The following is a 14,640-nucleotide window of genomic DNA, read 5'->3' as shown; positions in this document are numbered from 1 at the left end:
GTTCCGTGAAAAATGAAAAAGGCTTTACACTGTTAGAAATGTTGCTTGTTATGGTTGTCATTTCTGTGTTACTACTGCTTATTATTCCAAATGTAGTAAATCAACGTTCTTCTGTACAAGGAAAGGGATGTGATGCCTTTGTAAAATCAGTTGAATCACAAGTACAAGCATATCAATTAGAATATAATAAAATCCCAACAGTGGATGATTTATATACGGGAAAGTATATTACATCTAAAACTTGTCCAAAAGGGGAGAGTATTACAATTGATACTGCAAATGGAGAGGTTAAAGTTGTAGGGAAATCGTGAAGAAAAATGGTTTTACTCTATTAGAAATGCTCATCGTATTAAGTGCTATTTCTACTTTAAGTGTAGTAACGTATTTTAATTTAACGTCGATTTATGAAAAACAAAAGATGAATCAGTTTATGCAGCAGTTTTCTCAAGACATCCTTTTCATGCAACAAGTAGCGATGAGCCGCCATAACCGTCACACATTACGGTGGTTTCCTAATCAAGCTTCGTATACCATTACATCGTCAGGAGAAACAAATCCTGTTCTCGTTCGTTACTATCCATCTGATATACAGGTGAATGTAAACACATTCCCTAATCCAATGAGTTACGGGCCGGACGGTAATATTAATAGAGGCGGAACAATTATTATTTCTTATAAATCCAAAACGTACCATGTTGTATTTCAACTTGGGAGAGGAAGATTTACGTATTATGAAGTGTGACAAAGGTTCGGTTATGCTAGAAATTCTTGTGTCTCTTAGTTTATTAATGATGGCGGTTTCGCTTTTGCTTCCGCAAACGCTTCTTATTATGCAGGAAAGAAAAAATATCCAGTTAAGGTACAAAGCGCAGCTACTTTTGAAAGAAGCGGCAGCAGTATATATGTATGATCATATCGTTTCGCCAGTAATCGAAAAGCGATATGAACATACGGTATACACAATTCAATGGAAGAGCGAAAAGGTGTGCGTAATGTGGAAAGATAGTAAACAGCGTGAGAATGAACGGTGTCGTTATGTTAAAAAATAAACAAGCCGGGTTTACGTTATTAGAAGTTATGATATGTTTTCTGTTTGTATCTGTATTTTTTCTTCTTCTCCCGCGTCTTCAAGTCCTCTTTATAGAACCTCCGTACCCTAAACAAATTACGAATTGGGAATGGAACGTTTTTTTAGAGCAAGTGCAAATTGAGTTTCGTGATGTAGAGGAAGGAAATAGTGGAGAAGGGAAAGTGGTTTTCAAAACAAAGGCAGGAGAACATATCACATATGTTAAGTCTGGAAATAATGTTGTTCGGAAAGTAAATGGAGCAGGACACGAAGTTCTTTTACAAAAAGTAGAGGGCATTTCTTATCAATTAGCAGCTCATACATTAATGATACGTGTACAGGATATAAGCGGTAAAGTATACGATGGTGTTGTGACCCGTTATTCTGCTGTTGAGGTGAAAGGATGAAATCGGAAAGTGGATTTACAATGCCGGGAACAATGATCCTCCTATTTTTACTCATGTCTTTTTTTCTATATGAGACGAGTATATTTTTATCAGATCAAAAATTTTATACAGAAGCAGAAGAATTATTTATATTAGAAGAAATAATGAACCAAGCTGTTGTAGATGTGAAACAAGAATTAAAAGCCCCAATGGGAAAACGAGAATTTTTTTATACGTATGAAACAGGAGAAGCAAAGGGAGATTACACAATGGTAGACGGGAATGCTTTTATTACTTTACAATGTACGACAAAACGAAAGCGCGCAAGTAAAGTTAGCTTTCGTTATAATATAAATAACGAAGCGATTACGAATTGGCAAGAGGAGAGAGGATGACATGCAAACATTATATATAACAGGTTTTATGGGATCGGGGAAAACAACAGTTGGTAAAGCGTTAAGCAGTGCACTTCATATGACGGTTATTGATACAGATCAATGTATTGAAGAAAAGACAAAGAAACTGATTCGGGATATCTTTTCAGAAGAAGGAGAAGATGAGTTTCGAAAGTATGAAAGTGAAATGCTGCAATCATTACCGACACATGATTGTATTATTACAACTGGAGGAGGAATCGTTGAAAAAGCGGAGAATCGAAAGTGGATGAAAGAACATGGAACTGTAATTTATTTGTACTGTGATCCATATGTCATTGCGGAACGAATTGCTGGGGATACAACAAGACCGTTATTTCAAAAAGAGAATATCCAATCGTTTATCGAGAAATTTGAAAAGCGCCAAGCTTATTATGAAGAAGCAACGGTGAAGATCGACACGACAAATAAAAGTATTGAAGCAATTGTTCAAGAAATTCAAGGGCTGATTAATAAATAAAAAAGTGGACATACTAATCTAGTAGAGGTGATAGATATGTCTACAAATGATTATATAAGATATGTCACACAACAATTTGTATCGTATATGGATGCTCCAAAAGAGGACCGAAAACAAAAACGGCAACAGCGCCGTGAAGAGAGAGAACCATTTTTAAATCGTTGGTTTGGTATGTTACCGGTAAGTGCTGCAATCTTTTATCGTCAAATGAAGAAAAAGAAATCGAGTTAAGTATTGCCATGGAATCATTTACAACTAGAAAAGGGTTTCATGTCATAGTACAATTTCTACGGCAAGTTGAACACGCCGTATATTCGGCAATATGACCTAGAAAAGAAGCTCCCCTGCTTACAAGCAGTGGAGCTTCTTTTTTATGCGTTAAACTTCAGCTTCAGTCACCTGTTTAATTTTATTACTAATCCAAAGGAACCCAGCTCCAATTCCTATTGAAATGCACCAACCAACTCCTGTCATAATCGCTTTCATTTCTCCATATCCGTCTACTCCAAATTTAGAAATCATATAGATCTTAATACCGCTAAGTACAATAAATTGTAAGCCAAAAAAGAAAGTAAAGTATTGGAACGATGAAAAGAGGCGTGGGTCACGATATAACAATTGCGATTTCTTTCGATCATCCCCTTGCAATGCAGCAAGGTCAGCTGCGAAATATAGCATGAGGGGTTGTTTGATAAAAATAGTACATATCACAACAATACCAAGTACAATGTGATAGTACACGTCGTTCCATAACATTTTTTCAGCTGAGCCGGAAAGTAAATCTACGCTTGTATTTACAATCATCGTAATGAGGATAAAAAAGCCGGTCACATGAAATTGCCGTTCTTTCTTAAAACAATACAGTGTATAAAAAATGCCCGGCACAGAAGAAAGGAGCATGGCATAATATGCATCCATATATTGTTTGCCGAATTTCCAAATAACAAATGGAAAGATGAGATAAAAAATAATATCGTAGATAGCTTTTTTGTTTTGTTTCATTGAACTCCTCCTTTTTTGTATTGTACAATAAAATTTCTGAATATTAAACTTGTTTATATAATGATTAAAACGCTTTCATTTTTTTAGGTTTGTTCACAAAATTGTCTAAAATACACTTTGATACTATGGTAATGTTGCTTTATAATGGAACTAAACATCTATACATGCATACATTAATTGTGAAATAAATAACATATTGAGTTTATATAAATGTAAACGTTATCAAAGGAGAGGTGGTACAAATGAGTAAATTTTTCTTCGATCAAAATCCTGCAACACTTGAGGATGGAAGATTAATAGAATATGCAGAAACGATTTATGGAAAGGGCGGCCGTTCTGTATTAGAGAACTTAGTTTTAAAGGCATCTATTCGACTGCGCGATCGTTATCCTCATAAGTCAGATGAGCAGATTTCTTACCTTGTGAATCAAGAGTTGCATGATATGTTTCAAAAATATGTGTAAGGAGAGGGAATTCCCTCTCCTTATTTTTTGTATAAGGGGAATGTTGATTGCGAAAACTAATGCCGAAGTATATACGAGTGGGGTGAACAAAATGAGTAACGGAGCAGGCGGTTCAAAGAAGAATAAAGAAACGGATGCAAATCATGTAAGTGCAAAAGATAGAGAATATCAAAAGAGAATGACAAAGATTCATCAGCAAGAACATAACGATGGCCGAAAATATAATGGGAAAATCTAAAACGAACTGTTACTGTCTAACATAAAAAAGCTCCTTGTAGAAGGAGTTTTTTTACGTTAGAAAATGATTCGCTGTTACATAAAAGAGGCCACCGTTTATAATTTGCATCGTAATGCGCGGCTCATATTGTTCTTGCAAGGCTCGTTTTTCTATTTCGTAGCTTTCTGGTAATTCATCACTTTCTTCGTAAAAACGGTTTAATAGTTGTAAATCGTGATTCCAACGAATATTTGCTTCTTCAGCCCATGAGTGATCGTCTGATGCAATGATACGTTTCATAGCTTCTTCAATTCTAGTTAGCCCGCTTTGCGGTTTAATAATTGGCGTTAATGTAAAGCAAAAATCAGGGATTTTTGGTGTAAGACGAAGCGCTGTTAATGCCTCGTGAAAATTTGCAATCATCGCACCGGAAATAAGGTGAATCCCAATGGAATGCAGCATATCTTTTTTTCGATCACACTGATAGGAGACCTTTATATTGACGCCAAGCCAAGGGTGAAGTGGAGTGTTTGTTTTTCCATTCGAGTGTACATCTTCAAATAAACGAATATAAGCACCTAATTCTTTCGTTGCTTGAAAAATTTGATGTAAGCGCGGAGAACCGTAGTGAATGAACTCGCCTTCTTGCTCCTCATGTTTTGCATCAGTAATGAATGTAAGACGCATCGGATTTGGTATCCCGCCCGTTTTCTCAAGATAATGCCAGTAAAATGGGCGGTTCATCAGTAGTTTGTCCATTTCAATCGTTAATTGAACGTCTAATAAATGAGGAAAACGCTGCAAAATTTCACAGCCGTTTGCCTCAAAAAAACAATGTAAATAATGATGAATTTCATTTTGCTGCATAGCCATGCACCCCGGCATCATTTCGTTTGGCAAATTCAATAATAGACGTTAAATTTTCCATTTTAATTCGGATTTCCCCTTCGTTTTTGGAATGAGCAAAAATATCATGAATGTGTGCATCGATATTTTTCATATTAATTCTTGTTAAAATTTCATCTAAATCACCAATGACGCGCTCAAATAAGTCAATTTTTTCATACAACAGTTTTAAAATATGTTCTTCTACTGTATGTTTCGTTGCCAAATTATAAATATGAACGTCATGCTTTTGCCCAAGGCGATGAATCCGTCCAATTCTTTGTTCAAGGCGCATCGGATTCCAAGGAAGATCATAGTTGATCATGTAATTACAAAATTGTAGATTAATGCCTTCACCGCCTGCTTCTGTCGCAATTAATACTTGGGCATGGTTTTGAAATAGTTCTTTCATCCAATCTTTTTTACCACGTTTAAATCCGCCGCGAAATGGTACAGACGAGATGCCGTGCTGCTTTAAAAACCATTGTAAATACATTTGAGAAGCACGGTATTCTGTAAAAATGACAACTTTATCATTAATTTCTTTTATGATTTCTAATGCTTTATTTGCTTTTGAATTAGCGGAAATACCATTAATTTTCTCCATTAACACGTCTATGTATGGATCTACTGTATACTGCTCATTTTCTTTTTGCCGCTTTTCTACATGTTTTTTGAGTGAGAAATAAACAGCTTCGCGGCTGCTACATGCTTCGCGTTTTAATGTTAACGCAGAAAATGCTGAGGTAAATACATCTTGTCTTTTCCATCCTTCAATTGCATTGTATAAAGCTTTTTCTTGTTCATTGAAGTCGACAAAGAGCGTATGAACGTGTCGTTTTGGCCATTCGATGCCAGTGTCGTGTCGTCGATTCCGTACCATTACTTTATTAATGAGTTCTTTTAAATGTTCATCTGTTTCAGCTGTGCGATTTTTTGAAGCGTAATATTCTTCAAAATTAGATTGGTTGCCAAGATGGCCGGGTTTTAATAACGAGACAAGATTAAAGATTTCATCAATGCGATTTTGAACAGGTGTTGCGGTAAGTAATAAACAAAATTTTTTCTTTAATAGTTGCGCAAATTCATAGTTTTTCGTTTTGTTGTTTTTTAGTTTATGTGCTTCATCAATAATAATGAGGTCATATTCTAAATTTAAAACGATATCACGATGCGGAGAGCGCTTTGCTGTATCGATAGATGATACAATAACGTCAGCTTGCTCCCAGGAATAACTTTTTCGCTGCATGGCGGCTGGAATGAAAAATTTTGTATTTAGTTCATAGGCCCATTGTGAAACGAGAGATGCAGGTACAAGAATAAGTACTTTTTTCACAAGTCCGCGCACCATATATTCTTTTAAAATAAGTCCAGCTTCAATTGTTTTTCCAAGACCAACTTCATCTGCTAAGATTGCTTTTCCGTTCATTTGTTCAATGACAGTTTGCGCTACTTCTAACTGATGAGGAAGTGGCGTGAAATTAGGTAAATGCTTAGGCGCCTGTAGCCCGTCAAATGTTGGAATGAGAAGGGACTGTTCAGTTTGATATGCGAGATGAAATAGTTCCCAGTTTGTCCACGGACCATCTTCTTCTATTCGTTTTAAGAAGTTTTCTTGCCAAGAACGTTCTATTGAAATTTCGACATTCATGGATTATATCTCACCTTCTATAAATTCTAAATTATTTTTTTAGCTAGAATATTGATGAAACGACTCGAAAAATGTTAGGATAATGGTGTGAAATGTGTGGAATCTTTCGTATTTTATCCAAGAAAGCACTTTTTTATTTACGCTTTCATAAAAAAATAGAGCGAGATTCCGTATATCCCATCTTTTCAGTATTGAAAATGTTTAGAAATGGGAAGCCAACTTTTATTGATTTGTCTTAGAAAGCGTAAGGGGGAGAGAACATGATTACGTTACAACGTACACCGCTATTTGATGTATACGCGAAGTATGGTGGGAAAACAATTGATTTTGGTGGTTGGGAATTGCCAGTTCAATTTTCAAGCATTAAAGAAGAACATGAAGCTGTTCGTACAGAAGCAGGTCTTTTTGATGTTTCTCACATGGGAGAAGTAGAAGTAAAAGGTGCAGATAGTTTAGCATTTTTACAACGTGTAGTTACAAACGATGTCTCTATCTTAAAGGTAGGCGGAGCACAATATACGGCAATGTGTTACGAAAATGGTGGTACAGTAGATGACTTATTAATCTACAAACGCGGCGAAGAAGACTATTTACTAGTAATCAATGCATCAAACATTGATAAAGATTATGAGTGGTTAGTTTCTCATGTAAGCGGCGATGTGCAAGTAGTCAACGTTTCTAGTGAAATTGCACAACTTGCAATTCAAGGACCAAAAGCAGAGGGCATTTTACAAAAAGTTGTATCAGAAGATTTGAAAGAAATTAAGTTCTTTAAATTTAAAGATAATGTTCTTGTAGATGGTGTAGAAGCACTTGTATCTCGTACTGGTTATACAGGTGAAGATGGATTTGAAATTTACTGTAAGAGCGAAGAGGCTGCAAAGCTTTGGGGAAAACTTCTTGAAGTAGGCGAAGAAGACGGCTTAAAACCATGTGGCTTAGGAGCGCGTGATACACTTCGTTTTGAAGCAACACTACCTCTTTATGGTCAAGAGTTATCAAAAGATATTACACCAATTGAAGCTGGAATTGGTTTTGCAGTAAAACCAAATAAAGAAATGGACTTCTTTGGAAAAGAAACGTTAAAGGAACAAAAAGAAAACGGTGCACCTCGTAAATTAGTCGGCATCGAAGTAATTGAACGTGGTATCCCGCGCACGCATTACCCAGTATATGTGGGCGAAGAAAAAATCGGGGAAGTTACAAGTGGTACACAATCTCCAACGTTAAAGAAAAGTATCGGTTTAGCGTTAATTGATGTGAAATATGCAGCAGTTGATACAGAAGTGGAAATTGAAATTCGTAATAAACGCGTCAAAGCAGTTGTTGTTCCAACACCATTTTATAAACGTTCAAAGTAACGGGGAGAGGGGAAAATTTCATGTTGCATCGTTATCTTCCAATGACAGAAGAAGACAAAAAAGAAATGTTACAAGCGATCGGCGTTCAAACGATTGATGAGTTATTTTCTGATATTCCAGAAAGCGTTCGTTTCCAAGGAAATTTAAATATTAAACAAGCAAAATCAGAACCAGAACTTTTAAAAGAACTGTCTGAGCTTGCTGGTAAAAATGCAAACTTAAAAGACTACGCTTCTTTCTTAGGAGCAGGTGTATATGATCATTATGCGCCAGTAATTGTAGATCATGTTCTTTCTCGTTCAGAATTTTATACAGCTTATACACCGTACCAACCAGAAATTTCACAAGGGGAATTACAAGCAATCTTTGAATTCCAAACAATGATTTGTGAACTAACAGGTATGGATGTAGCAAACTCTTCTATGTATGACGGAGGTACATCGTTAGCAGAAGCGGCAATGCTAGCAGCGGGTCATACTCGTAAAAAGAAAATTCTTGTTTCTAAAGCAGTTCATCCGGAATCAAGAGCAGTTCTTGAAACATATGCAAAAGGTCAACACCTTGAGGTTGTTGAAGTTGATTATAAAGATGGTGTAACAGATTTAGACGTATTACAAAGCGAAGTGGATGATACAGTAGCTTGCGTAATCGTTCAATATCCAAACTTCTTTGGACAAGTAGAGAAACTAGCTGATATTGAGAAAATCGTTCATCAGCAAAAATCATTATTCATCGTGTCTTCTAATCCATTATCATTAGGAGCATTAACACCGCCTGGTAAATTTGGTGCGGATGTTGTTGTAGGCGATGCACAGCCATTTGGTATTCCAACACAGTTTGGCGGCCCGCACTGCGGTTATTTTGCAACGACGAAAGCATTTATGCGTAAAATTCCAGGACGCCTTGTTGGACAAACAGTGGATTCTGAAGGACAACGTGGTTTCGTATTAACGCTGCAAGCACGTGAGCAACATATTCGCCGTGATAAAGCGACGTCTAATATTTGTTCAAACCAAGCGTTAAACGCATTAGCAGCTTCTGTTGCAATGACAGCACTTGGAAAACAAGGTGTGAAGGAAATGGCACGTCAAAACGTTTCTAAAGCACAATATGCAAAACGTCAACTTGAAGCAAAAGGCTTTACAGTAACATTTGCTGGACCGTTCTTCAATGAATTTGTTGTAGATTGCAAACGTCCAGTACAAGAAGTAAATGATGCATTGTTAGCAAAAAATATCATCGGTGGTTACGACCTTGGTCGTGATTATAAAGAACTTACAAATCATATGCTTCTAGCTGTAACAGAGTTACGCACAAAAGAAGAAATTGACACACTTGTAAACGAAATGGGGGCTATCCAATGAAGAACCAAGATCAAGCACTTATTTTTGAGATGAGTAGAGAAGGACGCATAGGATATAGCTTACCCCAATTAGATGTAGAAGAAGTAAAATTAGAAGACGTATTTGAGAGCGAGTATATTCGCACGGAAGATGCAGAGCTTCCTGAAGTATCAGAACTTGATATTATGCGCCATTACACAGCACTTTCAAACCGTAATCACGGTGTTGATTCTGGATTCTATCCATTAGGATCTTGTACGATGAAGTACAATCCGAAAATTAATGAAAATGTAGCGCGTTTCCCTGGCTTTGCACATGTTCATCCGCTTCAAGATGAAAAGACAGTGCAAGGTGCAATGGAATTAATGTATGACTTACAAGAGCATTTAAAAGAAATTACAGGTATGGATACTGTAACGCTTCAACCAGCAGCAGGAGCGCACGGTGAATGGACAGGATTAATGTTAATTCGTGCATATCACGAAGCAAATGGCGATTTTAAACGTACGAAAGTAATCGTTCCTGACTCTGCTCACGGAACAAACCCAGCTTCTGCAACAGTAGCAGGGTTTGAGACGATTACAGTACAATCTAACGAAAATGGTCTTGTTGATTTAGAAGACTTAAAGCGTGTTGTGAACGAAGAAACAGCAGCGCTTATGTTAACAAACCCCAATACACTTGGTCTATTTGAAGAGAACATTTTAGAAATGGCAGAAATCGTCCATAATGCAGGCGGTAAATTGTACTATGACGGTGCAAACTTAAATGCGGTATTAAGTCAAGCTCGACCAGGGGATATGGGATTTGACGTTGTGCATTTAAACCTTCATAAAACATTTACAGGTCCGCATGGCGGCGGTGGTCCAGGTTCTGGTCCAGTAGGTGTAAAAGCAGATTTAATTCCGTTTTTACCAAAGCCAATTTTAGAGAAAACAGAGAGCGGTTACCACTTTAATTACGATCGTCCACAAGCAATCGGACGCGTAAAACCGTTCTATGGTAACTTTGGTATTAATGTTCGTGCGTATACGTATATTCGTTCTATGGGGCCAGATGGACTTCGTGCAGTAACAGAATATGCAGTATTAAACGCGAACTATATGATGAGAAGATTAGCTCCATTCTACGATCTTCCATTTGACAGACATTGTAAACATGAATTTGTTTTATCTGGTCGTCGTCAAAAGAAACTTGGCGTACGTACGCTTGATATTGCAAAACGTCTGCTTGATTTCGGCTACCATCCACCAACAATTTACTTCCCATTAAATGTGGAAGAATGTATTATGATTGAGCCGACAGAAACAGAATCAAAGGAAACATTAGATGGATTTATCGATACGATGATTCAAATCGCAAAAGAAGTGGAAGAAAACCCAGAGGTGGTTCAAGAAGCGCCGCATACAACAGTAATTAAGCGTCTTGATGAAACAATGGCAGCACGTAAGCCGATTTTACGCTATCAAAAACCATCTATGGTACAAGTTTAATAATTAATAATAATTTGTAGAGAACTCGCTATATGCGAGTTCTTTTTATATATAAATACAAATTGAAAAACTGACAGAAAAGCATTTTTTTAAATGGGCGAGAGGGACTAGCCGTGCATAGGAGCGGTCAGGGCCTTTTTTTACCACATGCGAAGTGAAAACAAGGAGAGAAAGCAAAGTGCATGCTTCTTTTTTCTTCGTAGCAGCGACTTATATGTTGAAAAATCAAAATAGATTTATATATTATGACCAAAAATGTCATTACCTAAAAAAGATGTTACAAAATCGCAGGTTTTATGTAAGATTGGAGAATTATCACACTTTCTCAACATTTTTGTTGAAAAAGTCCCTTTGATAAAAGTGTGTATTTTTGTTAGAATTTTATTGAAATTAAAGTAAATGGGAAGCAGAAATGTCAATTTTTCATACATATGTGAACGAATGAACAAGGGGATGAAAAAGATGGGCTATAAGCGTTGTAGGATGGTGTACCATTTAGAAAATGGTGATATGATTAAGGATATTAAAGAGTTTTATTACCAAGATACAGAAAAAATGTTAGAGAGAGTGAAGCATCACGTATTAGATAACAAGAGTGTAACAGCAATTGATAGTAAAGGAACACTTATTCCAATTGCTTGTCATGATATTGTGAAAGTTGAGTTAGATCATTTACAGGAAAGTTAGCCTTGAGTCGTAGGGGATAATTCGTTACAATAAATGAGTAATTAGAGAGGAGTTCGTTATGGGTAGTAAAAGACATTTCTATATGTTTATTGTTGCGTTTTTACTTGTTGCAGCATTAACGGTATATTTAATTATTGATAGCCATTGGTATAACACAGTACATCCAGCATTTCTTATTTTTATGTATGTTGGAATTGCGATTGTAAGCTTTGGTATGAGAGATGAGATGTTAAATCGCTTTGAGAAGTGATACATATATGAAAGACCAACAGGGAATTGTTGGTCTTTTTTTGTTGCCAAAAATAGAGAAGTGTGTATATACTGTATATATAAGATATGTACAGTATATACACACTGTGGAGGTAAATATGAATATTATTATTTCAAACTCTTCACCAGATCCTATTTATGAACAGATTAGTAAACAGCTTCGGCAGCTAATTTTAAATGGGAATTTACAAGGTGGAGAGCAATTACCGTCTATCCGAAGTTTAGCGAAGGAATTACAAATTAGCGTCATTACGACGAAACGAGCGTATGAAGAGCTTGAAAAAGAAGGGTATATTGAGACAGTTGCTGGAAAAGGGACGTATGTTTCTGTGCAAAATAATGAGCTCATACGAGAACAAAGGTTGCGATTGTTGGAAAGTAAAGCTGAAGAAGTAGTAAATGAAAGTAAACTTCTCCAGCTGTCTCTTGAAGAGTTGCAGCATATGATTGCGTTTCTATATAAGGGGGAATAAGACACATGCTAGAATTAAAAAATGTTTGTAAAGACTATCAAGGTTTTTCTATCCGAAATGTAAATTTTAAACTGCCACGCGGATATATTATGGGGTTTATTGGAGCAAACGGATCAGGAAAAAGTACTACAATTAAAATGATTATGAATTTAGTAAAACGAAATAGTGGTGAAATTTATATTTTCGGTAAGGACAATCAAAAACATGAAAAAAAAGTAAAGCAAAATATCGGCTTTGTATACGATGAAAATCATTACTATGAAGATTTAACGTGTGAACAAATGAAACGGATTGTTGCCCCGTTATATAAAAAGTGGGATGAAGCACAATATGAATCTTATATGGAACGATTGCAAGTTCCGAAAAACAAAAAGATTAAACAGCTATCAAAAGGAATGAAAATGAAATATGCCATCGCAATGGCGCTGTCACATCATGCTGAGCTTATCATTATGGACGAACCAACAGCAGGGTTAGATCCGGTTGTCCGAAGCGAGCTGCTTGATATATTGCAAGAAATTGTAATGGAAGAGGAAATATCCGTGTTATTTTCTACACACATTACAACGGATTTAGAAGGAATTGCCGATTATATTACATTTATCAATGAAGGTGAAATCATATTTACTGGAGAGAAAGACGAACTACTGGAGAATTACATCATCGTAAAAGGAAGCAATGATTTGTTAGACGAAGAAGGAAAAGAACTGTTTATCGGTTTAAGAAAAAATAAATATGGATTTGAAGGATTGGCGCGTGATAAACAGGCAGTTGTAGATTGGTTCGGCCAAGAAGTTGTATTGGAAAAGCCGACGCTTGATGAGATTATCGTGTATACGGCGAAGGGGAGAAAGAGAAATGCGTCAGCTTGTATTTAAAGACTTGTATTTTCTACGCACCATGTGGATATTTTGTTTGGTGTTTTCGGCTTGCTTGTTTATAACGAATCCATCTGATCCAACCGTTTTTTCTGCAAGCTGTTTAATATCAGTAATGGTATCTCTTCAGTTGTCCATAGCAGCGGATGAAAAGAATGGCAGTGAAAAAATCATTGCTAGTTTACCAATAGACTGGAATAATATTGTTACTTCAAAATATATAACTTTTATAATTGTAACAATTATAGCGATTGTACTAACAACAACAGTCGTTTGGAGCATGAGAGGAATGACTGTAATTGAAGATATTCGTGTATACCATCCTTATTTCTATATCGAACTCAAGTGGTATACAGTGCTAAGAAGTATTATAACGCCTTTTACATACATTGCATTATTCTTACCTGTTTATTATGGAACTGACTCAAAAATTATCCGAGGTATATGTGCAATAGGATTAATTATACCTACTACGCTTATACCGTTATTTGTTATAGATGGAGGAGAAAATCGTGTGGAGGATTCATTTGGTGATTGGATCATGAATCTGTCACATGTAGGCATATGCATGGTGGGGTTATTCGGGTTGGCAGTTATGTATATTGCTTCTATGTTTATTGCAATAAAATTATATGAAAAAAGAGATATATAAAGGAGAGAAGGGATTATGCGACAGTTAGTTTGGAAGGATTTTTTCTTACAACGAAAAGTTTTTTTTCTTTATCTTATATTGCCAATTTATTGTGCATTAAAACAATCTGTTGACCCGTTTCAGATTGCGGTCGTTTGTTTTGCTACTTGTAGCTTATTGATATTTGTACCATTACAGGTTGAAGATAAAAATGAAACAGATAAATTATTAATTAGTTTTCCATTTGTTAGAAAAGATATTGTCATTGCGAAATATATATCGACAATTCTCTTTATTGGATGCGGGATAATTACCACTTTAATCATTGCTATTTTACCTAAATTTTTGTTAGGTAAAGCTATAAATATTCCATGGTATGCAATTTTTATAGGTGTCTTTCTCTCGGCTCTTTATGCAATTATGCTATTTCCTTTGAAGTATGGAGGGAGCAAACAAATAGTTACTATTTTTAATGTGGTTGTTATGTTTCCGCTAATCGGCTTGTTGGGGTTAATGTGTAATGTTCTTGGTGAGGAAAGGCTCATGTTAATGTTTTTTCACTCTTCAAATCTTATGTTTATCATAAGTATGTTAAGTATTGGAGTATGTATTGTGTATTTTGTTTCTATGTTTTGTTCTATTTCGTTTTTTCAAGATAGGGAATTTTAAAAGAGTAGGCTGAAGATGAATAAGGAAAAGTGTTATTTTTCTCCGTTTTCAGTATAATATATAGATTTTCAATAGAAATTGTAGGAGAAGATGGGTAATTCTATAATCTTTAATAAATATTTAGAGTTAATGAATAAACAAGGTTATTTTGAAATACCTTTTGACAGATTAAGGACTGAATGTATTTAGTTTATGCTACGAATGATTGTTAATCTTTTTATTAGTATTAATAACATTTGACTTTGTTGATAAAAAATTAGAGGTCTA

Annotated in this window: 21 protein-coding genes; 18 read left to right on the top strand and 3 right to left on the bottom strand. The window is 35.7% G+C overall.

Annotation, left to right across the window (positions count from 1 at the left end; all coding sequences use genetic code 11):
• Window positions 1–5: 5 nt before the first annotated feature.
• From comGC to Q9306_RS01230, 7 genes are read left to right on the top strand one after another with little or no spacing between them, the layout of a single operon-like run.
• The gene (gene comGC, locus Q9306_RS01260; RefSeq protein ID WP_306194448.1) at window positions 6–311 is read left to right on the top strand and encodes a competence type IV pilus major pilin ComGC; all 306 of its coding nucleotides are present in this window, start codon (window positions 6–8) and stop codon (window positions 309–311) included.
• On the top strand, window positions 308–742 hold the full coding sequence (gene comGD / locus Q9306_RS01255) for a competence type IV pilus minor pilin ComGD (protein ID WP_306194446.1): 435 nt from the start codon (window positions 308–310) through the stop codon (window positions 740–742). Before comGC ends, comGD begins: the two co-directional genes overlap by 4 nt.
• Complete coding sequence (locus Q9306_RS01250; RefSeq protein WP_306194444.1) at window positions 732–1,049, top strand: type II secretion system protein; 318 nt, start codon at window positions 732–734, stop codon at window positions 1,047–1,049. Before comGD ends, Q9306_RS01250 begins: the two co-directional genes overlap by 11 nt.
• Window positions 1,036–1,476, top strand: coding sequence for a competence type IV pilus minor pilin ComGF (comGF, locus tag Q9306_RS01245; RefSeq protein WP_306194442.1), 441 nt, complete (start codon window positions 1,036–1,038; stop codon window positions 1,474–1,476). Before Q9306_RS01250 ends, comGF begins: the two co-directional genes overlap by 14 nt.
• On the top strand, window positions 1,473–1,850 hold the full coding sequence (gene comGG / locus Q9306_RS01240) for a competence type IV pilus minor pilin ComGG (protein ID WP_306194440.1): 378 nt from the start codon (window positions 1,473–1,475) through the stop codon (window positions 1,848–1,850). Before comGF ends, comGG begins: the two co-directional genes overlap by 4 nt.
• 1 nt (window position 1,851) lies before the next feature.
• Complete coding sequence (locus Q9306_RS01235) at window positions 1,852–2,349, top strand: shikimate kinase (RefSeq protein WP_306194438.1); 498 nt, start codon at window positions 1,852–1,854, stop codon at window positions 2,347–2,349.
• A gap of 36 nt (window positions 2,350–2,385) precedes the next feature.
• Window positions 2,386–2,580, top strand: coding sequence for a YqzE family protein (locus Q9306_RS01230; protein ID WP_306194437.1), 195 nt, complete (start codon window positions 2,386–2,388; stop codon window positions 2,578–2,580).
• Between the two features lie 147 nt (window positions 2,581–2,727).
• Here Q9306_RS01230 and Q9306_RS01225 read toward each other — a convergent pair whose 3' ends face one another.
• Window positions 2,728–3,351: a VC0807 family protein gene (locus Q9306_RS01225; RefSeq protein ID WP_306194435.1), complete on the bottom strand. Its 624-nt coding sequence runs from the start codon at window positions 3,349–3,351 to the stop codon at window positions 2,728–2,730.
• 242 nt (window positions 3,352–3,593) lie between these two features.
• Between Q9306_RS01225 and Q9306_RS01220 the strand changes: the two genes are divergently transcribed.
• Together Q9306_RS01220 and Q9306_RS01215 are read left to right on the top strand one after the other, a co-directional pair.
• The gene (locus tag Q9306_RS01220) at window positions 3,594–3,815 is read left to right on the top strand and encodes a hypothetical protein (protein ID WP_306194433.1); all 222 of its coding nucleotides are present in this window, start codon (window positions 3,594–3,596) and stop codon (window positions 3,813–3,815) included.
• Window positions 3,816–3,906: 91 nt separating this feature from the next.
• Window positions 3,907–4,053 carry a hypothetical protein gene (locus Q9306_RS01215; protein ID WP_306194431.1) on the top strand — a complete coding sequence of 49 codons (147 nt, stop codon included), beginning with the start codon at window positions 3,907–3,909 and terminating at the stop codon, window positions 4,051–4,053.
• 51 nt (window positions 4,054–4,104) lie between these two features.
• Here the strand turns inward: Q9306_RS01215 and Q9306_RS01210 are convergent, their stop codons facing one another.
• Together Q9306_RS01210 and Q9306_RS01205 are read right to left on the bottom strand one after the other, a co-directional pair.
• Entirely contained in the window at window positions 4,105–4,899 is a 795-nt protein-coding gene (locus Q9306_RS01210) for a YqhG family protein (protein WP_306194429.1), read from the bottom strand.
• Window positions 4,886–6,568, bottom strand: a complete 1,683-nt coding sequence (locus Q9306_RS01205; protein ID WP_306194428.1) for a DEAD/DEAH box helicase — start codon at window positions 6,566–6,568, stop codon at window positions 4,886–4,888. The genes Q9306_RS01210 and Q9306_RS01205 overlap by 14 nt, the downstream gene beginning before the upstream one ends.
• Window positions 6,569–6,828: 260 nt before the next feature.
• On the opposite strand from Q9306_RS01205, the gene gcvT reads away from it, so the two are divergent.
• The 9 genes from gcvT to Q9306_RS01160 all read left to right on the top strand — a co-directional run bounded on the left by gcvT (window position 6,829) and on the right by Q9306_RS01160 (window position 14,373).
• Window positions 6,829–7,929: a glycine cleavage system aminomethyltransferase GcvT gene (gene gcvT / locus Q9306_RS01200; protein ID WP_306194426.1), complete on the top strand. Its 1,101-nt coding sequence runs from the start codon at window positions 6,829–6,831 to the stop codon at window positions 7,927–7,929.
• 20 nt (window positions 7,930–7,949) lie between these two features.
• Window positions 7,950–9,293 carry an aminomethyl-transferring glycine dehydrogenase subunit 1 gene (gene gcvPA, locus Q9306_RS01195; RefSeq protein ID WP_306194424.1) on the top strand — a complete coding sequence of 448 codons (1,344 nt, stop codon included), beginning with the start codon at window positions 7,950–7,952 and terminating at the stop codon, window positions 9,291–9,293.
• Window positions 9,290–10,765 (top strand): aminomethyl-transferring glycine dehydrogenase subunit 2, encoded by a 1,476-nt coding sequence (gene gcvPB / locus Q9306_RS01190; RefSeq protein ID WP_306194421.1) that lies wholly within the window; start codon window positions 9,290–9,292, stop codon window positions 10,763–10,765. Before gcvPA ends, gcvPB begins: the two co-directional genes overlap by 4 nt.
• A 462-nt stretch (window positions 10,766–11,227) precedes the next feature.
• Window positions 11,228–11,452 carry a DUF3929 family protein gene (locus Q9306_RS01185; RefSeq protein WP_098914792.1) on the top strand — a complete coding sequence of 75 codons (225 nt, stop codon included), beginning with the start codon at window positions 11,228–11,230 and terminating at the stop codon, window positions 11,450–11,452.
• Between the two features lie 58 nt (window positions 11,453–11,510).
• Window positions 11,511–11,702: a hypothetical protein gene (locus Q9306_RS01180; protein WP_020061612.1), complete on the top strand. Its 192-nt coding sequence runs from the start codon at window positions 11,511–11,513 to the stop codon at window positions 11,700–11,702.
• A 118-nt stretch (window positions 11,703–11,820) separates the two neighbouring features.
• Window positions 11,821–12,195, top strand: coding sequence for a GntR family transcriptional regulator (locus Q9306_RS01175; RefSeq protein WP_306194418.1), 375 nt, complete (start codon window positions 11,821–11,823; stop codon window positions 12,193–12,195).
• Between the two features lie 5 nt (window positions 12,196–12,200).
• On the top strand, window positions 12,201–13,073 hold the full coding sequence (locus Q9306_RS01170; protein WP_306194414.1) for an ABC transporter ATP-binding protein: 873 nt from the start codon (window positions 12,201–12,203) through the stop codon (window positions 13,071–13,073).
• The gene (locus Q9306_RS01165; protein WP_306194411.1) at window positions 13,054–13,725 is read left to right on the top strand and encodes an ABC-2 transporter permease; all 672 of its coding nucleotides are present in this window, start codon (window positions 13,054–13,056) and stop codon (window positions 13,723–13,725) included. The genes Q9306_RS01170 and Q9306_RS01165 overlap by 20 nt, the downstream gene beginning before the upstream one ends.
• Window positions 13,726–13,740: 15 nt before the next feature.
• Window positions 13,741–14,373, top strand: coding sequence for an ABC-2 transporter permease (locus tag Q9306_RS01160; RefSeq protein ID WP_306194408.1), 633 nt, complete (start codon window positions 13,741–13,743; stop codon window positions 14,371–14,373).
• Window positions 14,374–14,640 lie beyond the last annotated feature (267 nt).

The organism is Bacillus multifaciens (assembly GCF_030756675.1).
Classification (GTDB): Bacteria; Bacillota; Bacilli; order Bacillales; family Bacillaceae_G; genus Bacillus_A; species Bacillus_A multifaciens.
This window is presented reverse-complemented; position numbering and strand designations above follow the sequence as displayed.

Bases quoted from the DNA above. Each gene is read 5' to 3' on its own strand.
- Q9306_RS01250 (WP_306194444.1), top strand. From the start codon at position 732: ATGAAGTGTGACAAAGGTTCGGTTATGCTAGAAATTCTTGTGTCTCTT.
- comGF (WP_306194442.1), top strand. From the start codon at position 1,036: ATGTTAAAAAATAAACAAGCCGGGTTTACGTTATTAGAAGTTATGATA.
- comGG (WP_306194440.1), top strand. From the start codon at position 1,473: ATGAAATCGGAAAGTGGATTTACAATGCCGGGAACAATGATCCTCCTA.
- Q9306_RS01235 (WP_306194438.1), top strand. From the start codon at position 1,852: ATGCAAACATTATATATAACAGGTTTTATGGGATCGGGGAAAACAACA.
- Q9306_RS01230 (WP_306194437.1), top strand. From the start codon at position 2,386: ATGTCTACAAATGATTATATAAGATATGTCACACAACAATTTGTATCG.
- Q9306_RS01225 (WP_306194435.1), bottom strand. From the start codon at position 3,351: ATGAAACAAAACAAAAAAGCTATCTACGATATTATTTTTTATCTCATC.
- Q9306_RS01220 (WP_306194433.1), top strand. From the start codon at position 3,594: ATGAGTAAATTTTTCTTCGATCAAAATCCTGCAACACTTGAGGATGGA.
- Q9306_RS01215 (WP_306194431.1), top strand. From the start codon at position 3,907: ATGAGTAACGGAGCAGGCGGTTCAAAGAAGAATAAAGAAACGGATGCA.
- Q9306_RS01210 (WP_306194429.1), bottom strand. From the start codon at position 4,899: ATGCAGCAAAATGAAATTCATCATTATTTACATTGTTTTTTTGAGGCA.
- Q9306_RS01205 (WP_306194428.1), bottom strand. From the start codon at position 6,568: ATGAATGTCGAAATTTCAATAGAACGTTCTTGGCAAGAAAACTTCTTA.
- gcvT (WP_306194426.1), top strand. From the start codon at position 6,829: ATGATTACGTTACAACGTACACCGCTATTTGATGTATACGCGAAGTAT.
- gcvPA (WP_306194424.1), top strand. From the start codon at position 7,950: ATGTTGCATCGTTATCTTCCAATGACAGAAGAAGACAAAAAAGAAATG.
- gcvPB (WP_306194421.1), top strand. From the start codon at position 9,290: ATGAAGAACCAAGATCAAGCACTTATTTTTGAGATGAGTAGAGAAGGA.
- Q9306_RS01185 (WP_098914792.1), top strand. From the start codon at position 11,228: ATGGGCTATAAGCGTTGTAGGATGGTGTACCATTTAGAAAATGGTGAT.
- Q9306_RS01180 (WP_020061612.1), top strand. From the start codon at position 11,511: ATGGGTAGTAAAAGACATTTCTATATGTTTATTGTTGCGTTTTTACTT.
- Q9306_RS01175 (WP_306194418.1), top strand. From the start codon at position 11,821: ATGAATATTATTATTTCAAACTCTTCACCAGATCCTATTTATGAACAG.
- Q9306_RS01170 (WP_306194414.1), top strand. From the start codon at position 12,201: ATGCTAGAATTAAAAAATGTTTGTAAAGACTATCAAGGTTTTTCTATC.
- Q9306_RS01165 (WP_306194411.1), top strand. From the start codon at position 13,054: ATGCGTCAGCTTGTATTTAAAGACTTGTATTTTCTACGCACCATGTGG.
- Q9306_RS01160 (WP_306194408.1), top strand. From the start codon at position 13,741: ATGCGACAGTTAGTTTGGAAGGATTTTTTCTTACAACGAAAAGTTTTT.